The organism is Burkholderia sp. Ac-20353, from assembly GCF_017104785.1.
Classification (GTDB): domain Bacteria; phylum Pseudomonadota; class Gammaproteobacteria; order Burkholderiales; family Burkholderiaceae; genus Burkholderia.
In genome coordinates this window covers 1-14,310 of sequence record NZ_JAAGPL010000212.1, presented here as the reverse complement: position 1 = coordinate 14,310, position 14,310 = coordinate 1, and the positions used below count along the sequence as shown (strand labels likewise).

14 protein-coding genes are annotated in these 14,310 nt (G+C 67.6%); 10 read left to right on the top strand and 4 right to left on the bottom strand.

What is annotated here, in order from left to right; genetic code table 11:
- The first annotated feature begins 303 nt into the window (after positions 1–303).
- The 6 genes from G3N94_RS34530 (at position 304) to moaE (ending at position 6,707) form a co-directional block, all read left to right on the top strand.
- Positions 304–1,542 carry a pyridoxal phosphate-dependent aminotransferase gene (locus tag G3N94_RS34530; RefSeq protein WP_205798407.1) on the top strand — a complete coding sequence of 413 codons (1,239 nt, stop codon included), beginning with the start codon at positions 304–306 and terminating at the stop codon, positions 1,540–1,542.
- Positions 1,543–1,604: 62 nt separating this feature from the next.
- Positions 1,605–2,933, top strand: coding sequence for a homoserine dehydrogenase (locus tag G3N94_RS34525; protein WP_205798405.1), 1,329 nt, complete (start codon positions 1,605–1,607; stop codon positions 2,931–2,933).
- 13 nt (positions 2,934–2,946) lie between these two features.
- Positions 2,947–4,398 carry a threonine synthase gene (gene thrC, locus G3N94_RS34520; RefSeq protein ID WP_205798403.1) on the top strand — a complete coding sequence of 484 codons (1,452 nt, stop codon included), beginning with the start codon at positions 2,947–2,949 and terminating at the stop codon, positions 4,396–4,398.
- Positions 4,399–4,686: 288 nt separating this feature from the next.
- On the top strand, positions 4,687–5,934 hold the full coding sequence (glp, locus tag G3N94_RS34515) for a gephyrin-like molybdotransferase Glp (RefSeq protein WP_205798401.1): 1,248 nt from the start codon (positions 4,687–4,689) through the stop codon (positions 5,932–5,934).
- A 17-nt stretch (positions 5,935–5,951) separates the two neighbouring features.
- On the top strand, positions 5,952–6,209 hold the full coding sequence (gene moaD / locus G3N94_RS34510; RefSeq protein WP_205798399.1) for a molybdopterin converting factor subunit 1: 258 nt from the start codon (positions 5,952–5,954) through the stop codon (positions 6,207–6,209).
- A 21-nt stretch (positions 6,210–6,230) separates the two neighbouring features.
- Entirely contained in the window at positions 6,231–6,707 is a 477-nt protein-coding gene (moaE, locus tag G3N94_RS34505) for a molybdopterin synthase catalytic subunit MoaE (protein WP_205798397.1), read from the top strand.
- 78 nt (positions 6,708–6,785) lie between these two features.
- Here the strand turns inward: moaE and G3N94_RS34500 are convergent, their stop codons facing one another.
- The gene (locus G3N94_RS34500) at positions 6,786–7,334 is read right to left on the bottom strand and encodes a group III truncated hemoglobin (RefSeq protein WP_205798395.1); all 549 of its coding nucleotides are present in this window, start codon (positions 7,332–7,334) and stop codon (positions 6,786–6,788) included.
- A 269-nt stretch (positions 7,335–7,603) separates the two neighbouring features.
- Here G3N94_RS34500 and G3N94_RS34495 point away from each other — a divergent pair, with 269 nt between their 5' ends.
- A complete protein-coding gene (locus G3N94_RS34495; protein ID WP_205798393.1) occupies positions 7,604–8,098 on the top strand; it encodes an Rrf2 family transcriptional regulator in 495 nt (164 codons plus the stop codon).
- A gap of 142 nt (positions 8,099–8,240) precedes the next feature.
- Positions 8,241–10,838, top strand: coding sequence for an ATP-dependent chaperone ClpB (gene clpB, locus G3N94_RS34490; RefSeq protein WP_205798391.1), 2,598 nt, complete (start codon positions 8,241–8,243; stop codon positions 10,836–10,838).
- A 98-nt stretch (positions 10,839–10,936) separates the two neighbouring features.
- Here clpB and G3N94_RS34485 read toward each other — a convergent pair whose 3' ends face one another.
- Both G3N94_RS34485 and G3N94_RS34480 read right to left on the bottom strand, forming a co-directional pair.
- Positions 10,937–11,368: a YidB family protein gene (locus G3N94_RS34485; RefSeq protein ID WP_205798389.1), complete on the bottom strand. Its 432-nt coding sequence runs from the start codon at positions 11,366–11,368 to the stop codon at positions 10,937–10,939.
- An 85-nt stretch (positions 11,369–11,453) separates the two neighbouring features.
- Complete coding sequence (locus G3N94_RS34480; protein WP_205798387.1) at positions 11,454–12,125, bottom strand: helix-hairpin-helix domain-containing protein; 672 nt, start codon at positions 12,123–12,125, stop codon at positions 11,454–11,456.
- Positions 12,126–12,435: 310 nt separating this feature from the next.
- On the opposite strand from G3N94_RS34480, the gene G3N94_RS34475 reads away from it, so the two are divergent.
- Together G3N94_RS34475 and G3N94_RS34470 are read left to right on the top strand one after the other, a co-directional pair.
- Entirely contained in the window at positions 12,436–12,924 is a 489-nt protein-coding gene (locus tag G3N94_RS34475; protein ID WP_205798385.1) for a MerR family transcriptional regulator, read from the top strand.
- The gene (locus tag G3N94_RS34470; RefSeq protein ID WP_205798383.1) at positions 12,876–13,301 is read left to right on the top strand and encodes a carboxymuconolactone decarboxylase family protein; all 426 of its coding nucleotides are present in this window, start codon (positions 12,876–12,878) and stop codon (positions 13,299–13,301) included. Before G3N94_RS34475 ends, G3N94_RS34470 begins: the two co-directional genes overlap by 49 nt.
- 12 nt (positions 13,302–13,313) lie before the next feature.
- Here the strand turns inward: G3N94_RS34470 and G3N94_RS34465 are convergent.
- Positions 13,314–14,310, bottom strand: a 997-nt coding sequence (locus G3N94_RS34465) for a sigma 54-interacting transcriptional regulator (RefSeq protein ID WP_205798381.1), incomplete at its 5' end; no start/stop codon positions are given.

Here is a 14,310-nt window from a genome sequence, read left to right as displayed (position 1 = left end):
GGCCGCCCAGGCGGAGCCGCCAAGGTGGGCCGCACGGGCCCGGGCGGCCGTTTTCGCGTGCCGGGCGCGCGGGACGCCAGACGGCGAGGGCCCGGCGCGGCATTGTGCATTGCGAAAGTCGGCCAAAATCCGCTAAATTATAACTTTTTGGCCGCCCCCCGGCGGCGTTCGCGTCGTGCGTCGCCACAAGCCGCGCCCGGCCGCCACAATCGTCCAGCCTAGACAGCGCGCACCGACCGGCCGCTCTCCAGTTTCGATTCCCGTCTCCCAGGCCGCCAGGCATTATCCAGGAACCGTGTCGTCGTGAAACCGATCCAGAAATCGAACAAGCTGCTCAACGTCTGCTACGACATCCGTGGCCCGGTGCTCGAGCACGCGAAGCGCCTCGAAGAAGAAGGCCACCGCATCATCAAGCTGAATATCGGCAACCTCGCGCCGTTCGGCTTCGACGCGCCGGACGAGATCATCCAGGACATGATCCGCAACCTGCCGACCTCGTCCGGCTATTCGGATTCGAAGGGCGTGTTCTCCGCGCGCAAGGCGGTCATGCACTACACGCAGCAAAAGGGCGTGGTGGGCGTCGGCCTCGACGACATCTACATCGGCAACGGCGCGTCCGAGCTGATCGTGATGGCGACCCAGGGGCTGCTGAACGACGGCGACGAGGTGCTGCTGCCGGCGCCCGACTATCCGCTGTGGACGGCCGCCGTGAGCCTGTCGGGCGGCACGCCCGTGCACTACGTGTGCGACGAGCAGAACGCGTGGATGCCCGATCTCGACGACATCCGCCGCAAGATCACGCCGAACACGAAGGCGATCGTCGTGATCAACCCGAACAACCCGACGGGCGCACTTTATTCGGACGAATTGCTGCTCGAACTGCTCGAGATCGCGCGCCAGCACGGCCTGATCGTGTTCGCCGACGAGGTCTACGACAAGATCGTCTACGACGGCCTCGAGCATACGGCGATGGCCGCGCTGTCGGAGGACGTGATCACCGTCACGTTCAACAGCCTGTCGAAGAGCTATCGCTCGTGCGGCTACCGCGCGGGCTGGATGGCCGTGTCGGGGCTCGGCGGCGACAACCGCCGCCGCGCGCAGGACTATCTCGAGGGGCTCGGGATCCTGTCGTCGATGCGCCTGTGCGCGAACGTGCCGGGGCAGTTCGCGATCCAGACGGCGCTCGGCGGCTACCAGAGCATCAACGAGCTGATCGTGCCGTCGGGGCGCCTTTACAAGCAGCGCGAACTCGCGTACGACATGCTCACGTCGATCCCGGGCGTGACCTGCGTGAAGCCGCAGGCCGCGCTCTACATGTTCCCGCGGCTCGATCCGAAGCTCTACCCGATCCGGAACGACCAGCAGTTCATTCTCGACCTGCTGCTCGAGGAGCGCGTGCTGCTCGTGCAAGGCACGGGCTTCAACTGGGCGACGCCGGACCATTTCCGCGTCGTGTTCCTGCCGAACCTCGACGACCTGACCGATTCGATCAACCGGATCGCGCGCTTCCTCGACGGTTATCGGAAGCGCCATTCGGTCTGAGCCGGCGATACCGCGCGATACCTACATCCCCATTTAACTTTTACTCATCGATCAAACGCAGCATGGAACCGATCAAAGTTGGCCTGTTGGGCTTCGGCACGGTAGGCAGCGGCACCTTCACGGTGCTGCGCCGCAATCAGGAAGAAATCAAGCGTCGCGCGGGTCGCGGCATCGAGATCACGCGCATCGCGGTGCGCAACCCGGCGAAGGCGCAGGCTGCGCTCGGCGGCGAGCCCGGCAGCACGCAGATCACCGACGACTTCAACGCCGTCGTCGACGATCCGTCGATCGCGATCGTCGCGGAGATGATCGGCGGCACGGGCATCGCGCGCGAGCTCGTGCTGCGCGCGATCGCGAACGGCAAGCACGTCGTGACCGCGAACAAGGCGCTGCTCGCGGTGCACGGCACCGAGATCTTCGAGGCCGCGCGCGAGAAGGGCGTGATGGTCGCGTTCGAGGCGGCCGTCGCGGGCGGCATCCCGATCATCAAGGCGCTGCGCGAAGGCCTGACCGCGAACCGCATCCAGTACATCGCCGGCATCATCAACGGCACGACCAACTACATCCTGTCGGAAATGCGCGACCGCGGGCTCGACTTCGCGACCGCGCTGAAGGCCGCGCAGGAGCTCGGCTACGCGGAAGCCGATCCGACCTTCGACATCGAGGGCGTCGACGCCGCGCACAAGGCGACGATCATGAGCGCGATCGCATTCGGCGTGCCGGTGCAGTTCGACCGCGCGTATGTCGAAGGCATCAGCAAGCTCGACGCGACCGACATCCGCTACGCGGAAGAGCTCGGCTACCGGATCAAGCTGCTCGGCATCACGCGCCGCGCCGAAAACGGCATCGAGCTGCGCGTGCATCCGACGCTGATCCCCGAGAAGCGCCTGCTGGCAAACGTCGAGGGCGCGATGAACGCGGTCGTCGTGCATGGCGATGCGGTCGGCACGACGCTGTACTACGGCAAGGGCGCGGGCGCGGAGCCGACCGCGTCGGCGGTCGTCGCGGATCTCGTCGACGTCACGCGCCTGCATACGGCCGACCCCGAGCACCGCGTGCCGCATCTCGCGTTCCAGCCGGACAGCCTGTCGAACACGCCGATCCTGCCGATCGACGAAGTGACGAGCGGCTACTACCTGCGCCTGCGCGTTGCCGACCAGACCGGCGTGCTCGCGGACATCACGCGCATCCTCGCCGAGTCGGGCATCTCGATCGACGCGCTGCTGCAGAAGGAATCGGAGCAGGTCGACGACGCGAACGGCGAGACCGACATCATCCTGATCACGCACGTGACGATCGAGAAGAACGTCAACGCGGCGATCGCGCGGATCGAAGGGCTCGCGACGGTCGTCTCGAAGGTGACGAAGCTGCGCATGGAAGCGCTGAACTGAGGCTGAGGACGACATGAATTACATCTCCACGCGCGGCGCCGGCATCGGCGAGCGCCACACGTTCTCCGACATCCTGCTCGGCGGCCTCGCGAAGGACGGCGGGCTGTACCTGCCGACCGAGTATCCGCAGGTGTCCGCCGACGAGCTCGCGCGCTGGCGCACGCTGTCGTACGCGGATCTCGCGTTCGAGATCCTGTCGAAGTTCTGCGACGACGTGCCGGCCGACGACCTGCGCGCGATCACGCGCCGCACGTATACGGCCGACGTGTACCGCAACACGCGCCACGGCGAGAACGCGTCCGACATCACGCCGCTGAAGACGCTCGGCACCGAGCACGGCGCGGCGCTGTCGCTGCTCGAACTGTCGAACGGCCCGACGCTCGCGTTCAAGGACATGGCGATGCAGCTGCTCGGCAACCTGTTCGAGTACACGCTCGCGAAGCACGGGCAGACGCTGAACATCCTCGGCGCGACGTCCGGCGACACGGGCAGCGCGGCCGAATACGCGATGCGCGGCAAGGCCGGCGTGCGCGTGTTCATGCTGTCGCCGCACAAGAAGATGAGCGCGTTCCAGACGGCCCAGATGTTCAGCCTGCAGGATCCGAACATCTTCAACCTCGCGGTCGAAGGCGTGTTCGACGACTGCCAGGACATCGTGAAGGCCGTGTCGAACGATCACGCGTTCAAGGCGCAGCAGAAGATCGGTACGGTCAACTCGATCAACTGGGCGCGCGTCGTCGCGCAGGTCGTGTACTACTTCAAGGGCTACTTCGCGGCGACCCGGTCCAACGACGAGCGCGTGTCGTTCACGGTGCCGTCGGGCAACTTCGGCAACGTCTGCGCAGGCCATATCGCGCGGATGATGGGGCTGCCGATCGCGAAGCTCGTCGTTGCGACGAACGAGAACGACGTACTCGACGAGTTCTTCCGCACCGGCGCGTACCGCGTGCGCAGCGCCGAGCACACCTATCACACGAGCAGCCCGAGCATGGACATCTCGAAGGCGTCGAACTTCGAGCGCTTCGTGTTCGACCTGCTCGGCCGCGATCCGGCGCGCGTGATGCAGCTGTTCCGCGACGTCGAGGAGAAGGGCGGTTTCGATCTCGCGGCGAGCGGCGATTTCGCGCGCGTCGCCGAGTTCGGTTTCGTGTCGGGCCGCAGCAGCCACATCGACCGGATCGCGACGATCCGCGACGTGTTCTCGCGCTACGACACGATGATCGACACGCACACGGCCGACGGCGTGAAGGTCGCGCGCGAGCATCTCGATGCGGGCGTGCCGATGGTCGTGCTCGAGACGGCCCAGCCGATCAAGTTCGGCGAGACGATCCGCGAAGCGCTCGATCGCGAAGCCGAGCGGCCGGCCGCATTCGACGGGCTCGAGGCGCTGCCGCAGCGTTTCGAGGTCGTGAAGGCCGACGCGCAGCAGGTGAAGGACTTCATCGCCACCCATACGGGCGCGTGATGCGCTGCCGGGCCGCAGGCCCGGCGGTGTCGGACGGCCGGAATGCCGATTCGTCGAACGGATCGGGGTTCCGGCCGTTTTGCTTGGCGGCGCGCACCACAGCCTGGCCGCTTCGGTGGCGCAAGCGCGGCGGCAACCGGCCGCTACTGCCGCTGGCCGGCTCGGAACGCAAGTGCCAACGCCGCGCATCCTCGCCAATCACAGTTTCCGCATGGCCGGCATATCGCACGGCGGCCCGATCGCGTCGCTACAATGGCGTATTGCTTTCCACGATTCCCGATTCCATCGATGTCGAACCCGAATTCCGCGGCGCCGCGCGCGCCGATGCTGTCGACCGCCGAGGCGCTTGCCGCGCTGCTCGATGCTGCAACGCCGCTTGCCGGCGTCGAATCCGTCGCGACGCTCGACGCGCTCGGACGCGTGCTGACGGCCGATGTCGAATCGCCGCTCGACGTGCCGCCGATGCACACGAGCGCGATGGACGGCTACGCGGTGCGCGTCGCCGACCTGCTGCACGGTGAGCGGCGCCTGCCCGTGTCGCAGCGCATCCCGGCCGGCCATCCCGCCGAGCCGCTCGCGGCCGGCACCGCGGCGCGGATCTTCACCGGCGCGACGGTGCCGCCCGGCGCCGATGCCGTCGTGATGCAGGAGCAGGCCGAGCCCGATGGCGACGCGGTCGAGATCCTGCACACGCCAAAACCCGGCGAATGGATCACCGCGCAGGGCGCCGATATCCGGCGCGGGTCGGTGATCCTGCCGGCCGGCACGCGGCTCACGCCGCAGGCGCTCGGCCTTGCCGCATCGGTCGGCTGTGCGCAGCTGTCCGTCGCGCGACGGATCAAGGTCGCGGTGTTCTTCACCGGCGACGAGCTGACGATGCCCGGCGAGCCGCTGAAACCGGGGGCGATCTACAACTCGAACCGGTTCACGCTGCGCGGGCTGCTCGAGCGGCTCGGTTGCCATGTGACCGACTACGGGATCGTGCCCGATTCGCTCGCCGCGACACGCGACACGCTGCGCGAGGCCGCGCGCGACCACGACGTGATCCTGACGAGCGGCGGCGTGTCGGTCGGCGATGAGGACCACGTGAAGCCCGCCGTCGAAGCCGAAGGCCGCCTCGCGCTGTGGCAGATCGCGATGAAGCCCGGCAAGCCGCTCGCGTTCGGCGCGATCCGGCGCGGCGACAGCCGGCCCGATGCGCATTTCATCGGGCTGCCCGGTAATCCGGTGTCGAGCTTCGTCACGTTCCTGCTGTTTGTCCGGCCGTTCCTGCTGCGCCTGTCCGGCGTGCGCGACGTCGCGCCGCGTGCGCTGTCGCTGCGCGCCGACTTCACGCAGGGCAAGGCCGACCGGCGCAACGAATTCCTGCGCGCGCGCATCAACGCGGCGGGCGGCCTCGACCTGTTCCCGAACCAGAGCTCGGCGGTGCTGACGTCGACGGTCTGGGGCGACGGCCTGATCGACAATCCGCCGCAGCACGCGATCAGCGCGGGCGAGACGGTGCGCTTCCTTCCGTTTTCCGAACTGCTGTCCTGACGCGGCGGCCTCACGAGATGAACATTCAGCTGAAATTCTTTGCAAGCGTGCGCGAGGCGCTGGGCGTCGCCGACGAACAGGTGGAAGTACCGGACGGCATCGCGACCGTCGGCGACGTGCGTGCATGGCTGCGCACGCGCGGCGGCGCGTGGGCCGAAACACTCGCCGAAGGGCGCGCGCTGCGCATGGCATGCAATCACGAGATGACCGATGCCGGCACGCGGATCACCGACGGCTGCGAGGTCGCGTTTTTCCCGCCGGTGACCGGCGGATAAGGGGCGGATAAGGGGCAGACAATGGCAACGGTGCGAGTCCAGAGCGACGACTTCGATCTGAACGCCGAGGTGGCGGCGCTGCGCGCGCGCAATCCGAAGATCGGCGCAATCGCGTGCTTCGTCGGCACGGTGCGCGACCTGAACGACGGCGATTCGGTCGCCGCGCTGGAGCTCGAGCACTATCCGGGGATGACGGAGAAGGCGCTCGAGAAGATTGCCGCCGACGCAGGCCGGCGCTGGCCGGGGATCGACGTCGCGATCGTGCATCGGGTCGGCAAGCTGTATCCGCTCGACCAGATCGTGCTGGTCGCGACGGTTGCCGCGCATCGCGGCGACGCGTTCGCGTCGTGCGAGTTCGTGATGGATTACCTGAAGACCGAGGCGCCGTTCTGGAAGAAGGAAACGACCCCCGACGGTGAGCGCTGGGTGGACGCGCGCAGCACCGACGACGCGGCGCTCGCGCGCTGGGGCGTCGAATCGGGCAACGCGCCGCGCTGAGCGCGGCCCGGCGGCCCCGCGGCTCCGCGGCTCCGATTGTCGGCTGGCGCGGCGCACCGCACCGCTTATTCGTCCCGCTTATTCGTCCGACGGACCGCGCCCGATGATCTTTCCCGGGAACGGTTCTCCGCGCGAGCGCGACGGCAGGTGATCGGGATCGTCGCGGCGGCGCGGCGCGACCGCGTCGAGCAGCGCCTGCTGCTCGGGCGGAATTTGATAATCCCAGCCGAACCGGCTCAGCTGCAGGCTCTGCGCGATCCGCAGCGCCGGCTCCATGAAGCGGACTGCGGCGGGCGGTGTATAGCGCGCTTCCACCGTTTTCAGGAACAGCGCCAGCCAGCGGCTGAAGTGCGCAGGCTCGACGCCGTCGAGCGGCTGGTGCGCCTGCTGTACGTTGCCGCGATAGCCCTTGGTGCCGAGCACGAGGCTCGACCAGAAGGTCACCATCTTCGGCAGATGCTCGTCCCAGCGGCCGGCCAGCTTGCTGTCGAATACGGGGCCGAGCAGCGGGTCGGCACGCACGCGATCGTAGAACGCGTACACGAGTTCGCGAATATTGGCTTCGGTCGGCTCCGGGTCGCGGGGGCGGATCGGTGCGGTATCGGGCAGGGCAGGCGTGTCGGTCATGTCAAAAAAGGGGCCGTATTTGGCCGGCGAAGGGCGGGACGCCGGCAGGATTTTGACGCACAATAGCGTCGGCCAACCCCTCGATAAATGTGCGGATGTCACGCATCTTATTGCGCGCCGGCCGTCCCGGCAACCGGGGCCGCCAGTCGGCCCGTCTGGGCCCGCCTGCTGGCCAGCGCGCACGAGCGCCCACGCGCCCACGCGCGCACGTGCGGCCGTTCGCCGCAGCACACTAATCGGGGCATGATCCTTAAAGACCGCTTTCGCCAATGAGACTCACCGACTACACCGATTACTCGCTGAGAGTCATGCTGTACCTTGCCGTGCGCGGCGAAGGGCTCGCGACGATCCAGGAGATTTCGGACGCCTACGGCATTTCGAAGAACCATCTGATGAAGGTCGTGCAGCGGCTCGGCGAGCTGGGCTGGGTCGACACGGTCCGCGGCCGCAACGGCGGGCTGCGGCTCTATCCGGAATCGGCGCAGCTGACGGTCGGCCAGGTCGTGCGCGCGACCGAGAACGATTTCGCGCTGGTCGGCTGCTTCGCCGAAGGCGAGTCGGCGCGCGCCTGCGTGATCGAGCCGCAGTGCCGCCTGAAGGGCGTGCTGGCGGCCGCGCGCGACGCGTTCTTCGCCGAGCTCGACCGCCACACGCTCGGCGAGCTCGCGCAGCCCGCGTCGCCGCTCGCGGCGCTGCTCGGCGTCAAGCCGATCGCGATCGTGCGAGACGCGCGATCCGCCGAACCGTCGACGCTCGCCGGCTGACGCCGCGCCGCGCGATGCTGCGCGCGGCCACCCCGCGCCGTTCCATACCACACGCATTTTTGCGTTGAATCAACTTCGATCCCGCTTGAAAGCCGCATAAGCATCCTCACCTTGGTGTTAATCGAAAATTGGAGGTCTCTGAATGAGAATCGACAAGCTCACCACCAAGTTCCAGGAAGCACTGGCGGACGCGCAGAGTCTTGCGGCGGGCCGCGACAATCAATACATCGAACCGGTTCATGTGCTGTCGGCGCTGATCGCGCAGACGGACGGCTCCGCGCGCTCGCTGATGTCGCGTGCGGGCGTGCACGTGCAGGCGCTGCAAGGCGCGCTCAACGACGCGATCACGCGCCTGCCGCAAGTGACGGGCACGGGCGGCGATATCCAGATCGGCCGCGAACTGGTCGGCCTGCTGAACCAGGCGGACAAGGAAGCGCAGAAGCTGAACGACACGTTCATCGCGAGCGAGATGTTCCTGCTCGCGCTCGCCGACGACAAGGGCGAGGCCGGCAAGCTCGCGCGCCAGCACGGCCTTACGCGCAAGGCGCTCGAAGCTGCGATCGCCGCGGTGCGCGGCGGCTCGCAGGTGCACAGCCAGGACGCGGAAAGCCAGCGTGAAGCGCTGAAGAAGTACACGGTCGACCTGACCGAGCGCGCCCGCGCGGGCAAGCTCGATCCGGTGATCGGCCGCGACGACGAAATCCGCCGCTCGATCCAGATCCTGCAGCGCCGCACCAAGAACAACCCGGTGCTGATCGGCGAGCCGGGCGTCGGCAAGACCGCGATCGTCGAAGGACTCGCGCAGCGGATCGTCAACGGCGAAGTGCCCGAGACGCTGAAGGGCAAGCGCGTGCTGTCGCTCGACATGGCGGCGCTGCTCGCGGGCGCGAAGTATCGCGGCGAGTTCGAGGAGCGCCTGAAGGCGGTGCTCAACGACATCGCGAAGGACGAAGGGCAGACGATCGTCTTCATCGACGAAATCCACACGATGGTCGGCGCGGGCAAGGCCGAAGGCGCGATGGATGCGGGCAACATGCTGAAGCCGGCGCTGTCGCGCGGCGAGCTGCACTGCATCGGCGCGACGACGCTCGACGAATATCGCAAGTACATCGAAAAGGATGCCGCGCTCGAGCGCCGCTTCCAGAAGGTGCTCGTCGACGAGCCGAGCGTCGAGGCGACGATCGCGATCCTGCGCGGGCTGCAGGAGAAGTACGAGCTGCACCACGGCGTCGACATCACCGACCCGGCGATCGTCGCCGCGGCCGAGCTGTCGCATCGCTACATCACCGACCGCTTCTTGCCGGACAAGGCGATCGACCTGATCGACGAGGCGGCGTCGAAGATCAAGATGGAAATCGATTCGAAGCCCGAAGAGATGGACAAGCTCGACCGCCGGCTGATCCAGCTGAAGATCGAGCGCGAGGCCGTGAAGAAGGAGCAGGACGAAGCGTCGCAGAAGCGCCTGCAGCTGATCGAGGAGGAAATCGAACGGCTCGGCCGCGAGTACTCGGACCTCGAGGAGATCTGGACTGCCGAGAAGGCCGCGGTGCAGGGCAGCGCACAGCTGAAGGAAGAGATCGAGAAGGTGCGCGCCGACATCGCGCGGCTGCAGCGCGAAGGCAAGCTCGAGAAGGTCGCGGAGCTGCAGTACGGCAAGCTGCCGCAGCTCGACGCGCAACTGAAGCAGGTCACGCAGGCGGAAGAGAAGGAGCAGCAGAACCCGACGCGTCCGCGTCTGCTGCGCACGCAGGTCGGTGCGGAAGAAATCGCGGAAGTCGTGTCGCGCGCGACCGGCATCCCCGTGTCGCGGATGATGCAGGGCGAGCGTGAGAAGCTGCTGCACATCGAGGAGAAGCTGCACGAGCGCGTGGTCGGCCAGAACGAGGCGATCGACGCGGTCGCCGATGCGATCCGCCGTTCGCGTGCGGGTCTCGCCGATCCGAATCGTCCGTACGGCTCGTTCCTGTTCCTCGGCCCGACGGGCGTCGGCAAGACCGAGCTGTGCAAGGCGCTGGCGGCGTTCCTGTTCGACTCGGAAGAGCACCTGATCCGCATCGACATGAGCGAGTTCATGGAGAAGCACAGCGTCGCGCGGCTGATCGGTGCGCCGCCGGGCTATGTCGGCTACGAGGAAGGCGGCTACCTGACGGAAGCCGTGCGCCGCAAGCCGTACAGCGTGATCCTGCTCGACGAGATCGAGAAGGCGCATCCGGACGTGTTCAACGTGCTGCTGCAGGTGCTCGACGACGGCCGGATGACGGACGGGCAAGGGCGCACGGTCGACTTCAAGAACACTGTGATCGTGATGACGTCGAACCTCGGCTCGCAGGTGATCCAGGCGATGACGGGTTCGCCGCAGGAAGAGATCAAGGACGCGGTGTGGCTCGAGGTGAAGCAGCATTTCCGCCCCGAGTTCCTGAACCGGATCGACGACGTCGTCGTGTTCCATGCGCTCGACCGCAGCAACATCCAGTCGATCGCGAAGATCCAGCTCGCGCGCCTGCACGACCGGCTCGCGAAGCTCGACATGGCGCTCGACGTGTCGGATGTGGCGCTCGAGCAGATCGGCAAGGTCGGCTACGATCCGCTGTTCGGTGCGCGGCCGCTGAAGCGCGCGATCCAGCAGGAGATCGAGAACCCGGTCGCGAAGCTGATCCTTGCGGGCCGCTTCGGTCCGAAGGACGTGATTCCGGTCGACGTCCAGGACGGCAAGTTCGTGTTCGATCGCGTCGTGCACTGAGCATGCACTGCGGTCGGGCGACCGGCCGCGGCCCAAATGAAAACACCCCGCCGACGGCGGGGTGTTTCTTTATCCAGCGCGGAAATGCCGACTCAGGCTCAGGCCTGCTTGTTGCCGCCGAACAGGCCCGCGAGCTGCGACAGCGTGCCGAGCACGTTCGACGTGTCGACCTGGCCGTCAGCCGGCACTTCGCCGTTCGGCGTCGCATGGTTGACGACGTGCGGCAGCACCTGCGCAAGAATGCCCGATGCCTGCTGCGGATCGACGCCGAACTTGCTCGCCAGCGCGCCGATCGCGTCGGAGCCGAGCACGTTCTGCAGCGTATCGGCCGAGATCGGCTGGTTCTCGCCGGTGCCGACCCACGAGCCGATGACGTCGCCGGCGCCGCCGGCCTTGAACTTCTCGATCAGGCCGTTCAGGCCGCCCGGCTGGTTGTTGACGAATTCGAGCGCCGCGGACAGCAGCGCGCTTTGCGAGTTGCCGCCGGCCTCGCCGCCGATCAGACCGCCAACGATATCGAGTAGACCCATGATTCTTCACCTTCACTGAAACGGCGCCGCGTGAGCGGCGCCCGTTGAACGATGCCGCGCACGCCGATCGCGCGCGCGGCGCGCATCAGGCGCCCGACGCCGCGGCGGCGGAGGCTGCCTTGTCCTTCTTGCTCTTCTTCTTCGACCCCTTCGTCGCCTTCGCGGACGACGCTTCGGCCGGCGCCGAGGCCGCGGCGGTCGTCGCCGCAGCGGCGGACGCTGCCTTGTCCTTCTTCGATGCACGCTTGGTGCTGGCCGGCCTGGATGCCGCTTGGGGCGCGCTGGCGGCCGGTGCTGCCGTCGTTGCGGTGCCGGTCGTCGCCGAGACCGTCGTGGTGCTCGTGGCGGTCTTGGCCGTCGCGGCAGTCGCGGCCGTCGTGGCCGCCGGCTTCGTCGCCGGTGCCGGTGCGCTGGCCGGTGTCGTCGACGGTGCCGTCGCCGGCGCGGTCGCGGCCGGCTTAACTGCCTTCGCGCCCGTCGGCGGCGTCGACGAGCCGCCGATCGTCAGGCCGTTCTCCTCGAGGTGCGCGACCGATTTCGTGCCGAGACCCTTCACGCGGTTCGCGAGATCGTCAGCATTCTTGAATGGGCCATTCCTGGTGCGTTCGTCGATGATCGCCTTCGACTTCACCGGCCCGAGACCCTTCACGGATTCGAGCGCGGCCTCGTCGGCCGTATTGACCTCGACCGCCGCGGCAAACGCCGCGGTCAGCGACAGCGACAACGCGACGAACAGCATCAGCAGCTTTTTCAGCATGGCACAGGCTCCCTGGTTCCGACGGACGAATGGCTGTTGCAACGGATGGCTGGCGACGCGAGGCCGCGCGTCGCCGTTAAGCATAGGGCAAGTGCGTGCCCTTTTTAAGACAAGCTGTCCGAATCTTGCTGAAGCGTGGCGCGGCTGTAAAGGCCGCAAGCGCCGCCGGCTGGCGGTTTTGACGATTCTTTACGTAATCGGCGGCTGTCGTCACATTGACTGTCGCGTTGACCGCTGCACCGACCATCACACTGGCCGTCACGCGGTGCTTGACTTAGAGTGAACTCTAACTCCTAACCTTGAGCGTGCCATGTCAAACATCGTATCGAAACCTTCCGCCGCCGGTCCGCTGACGATCGGCCAGGTCGCCGACCAGATCGGCGTGTCGACGCACACGTTGCGCTACTACGAGCAGGCGGGCCTGCTGCAGGCGATTTCACGCACGCCGGCCGGTCACCGGCTCTATGCGCCCGCCGATCTCGACTGGCTCGCGTTCGTGATGCGCCTGAAGGCGACCGGCATGCCGATCGCGCAGATGCAGCAGTTCGCGGCGTTGCGCGCCGAAGGCGAGCCGACGTTCGGCGCGCGGCGCACGCTGCTCGCCGCGCATCGCGACGCGGTGCGTGCGCATATCGCGGAACTGCAGGCGAGCCTCGACCTGATCGAAGACAAGATCGTGCACTACGAGGCGGCGGAACGCGATGCGGGACGACGGGCGAACCGTTCACAACCAGATCAAGGAATTTCGCAATGGAACGACTCATTGAAGACCGCTACGCGCGCGGCTGGGCCAAATTGAAGGAAATCGACGGCGACGTAGGCGAGCGCGTGATCGCGGCGCTCGAGCCGATCGCGCCGGATTTCGCGCGACTCCTGATCGAGTTCGGCTTCGGCGACATCTACAGTCGGCCGCAACTCGACCTGCGCTCGCGCGAGATCGCGACGATCGCCGCGCTGGCCGCGCTCGGCAATGCGCAGCCGCAGCTCAAGGTGCACATCGAGGCGGCGCTGAACGTCGGCTGCACGCGCGACGAGATCGTCGAGGTATTCATGCAGATGGCGCTCTACGCGGGCTTTCCGGCCTCGCTGAACGCGCTGTTCGCCGCGCACGAGGTGTTCCGGCAGCGCGACGGCGAGCCGGCTGCACAGGTCGCACAGGCCGCGCAGGCCGCCTGACACCGCGCGCCGTTACACGCGGTGCGGCGCGACGATCCGGAGTTTTGCGATGCGCCGGTACAGCGTCGCACGCGAGATGCCGAGCGCCTGCGCGGCCGCGTCGGGGCGCCAGCGGTGCGCGGTGAGCGCGGCGACGATGCGGCCGCGTTCATCGTCGGGCAGCGCACCGGCCGCGTCCGGCGCAAGCCGCGCGGCCAGATCGGCGGGCAGGTCGCGCACCGTCACGCGCGCGCTGTCGCATACCGCGCACGCATAGCGCAGCACGTTGCGCAACTGGCGGACATTGCCGGGCCACGGATACGCGGCGAGCTGCGCCGCAAGCGGGCCGTCGAGCGTCAGCACGTGGCCTGTCGCATGTGCTTCCTCGGCGAACACCGCTGCGATCACGTCACGCACGTCCGAGCGCTCGCGCAGCGGCGGCAGTTCGAACACCGCGCCGCTCAGCCGGTAATACAGATCCTCGCGGAACGTGCCGGCCGCGACCATCTGCGCGAGGTCGCGGTGCGTCGCGCAGATCACGTCGAGATCGACGCGCACCGGTGTGTCGCTGCCGAGCGGCACGACCTCGCCGTCGGCGAGCACGCGCAACAGGCGCGTCTGCAGCGCAAGCGGCATGTCGCCGATTTCGTCGAGAAACAGCGTGCCGCCGTCGGCGAGCGCGATCTTGCCGCGCGCACCGTGCTTGCGTGCGCCGGTGAAGGCGCCGGCCGCATAGCCGAACAGCTCGCTTTCGATCAGCGCCTCCGGCAGCGCGCCGCAATTGACCGCGACGAACGGCCGTGCGCGCCGCGCGCCGGCGTCGTGGATCGCGCGCGCAAACACTTCCTTGCCCGCGCCCGTCTCGCCGAGCACGAGAATCGGCAGCCGCTTGCTCGCGACGCGCAGCGCGAGCTCCGCCTGCTGGGCGATGCGTGAGTCGCTGCTGTGCAGGAACGGCGTGAGCGCACCGACGTGGCGCGCGGCGCCGCCAGGGCGGCGCGACGCGGTGCCCGGTTCGCGCACGGTGCGC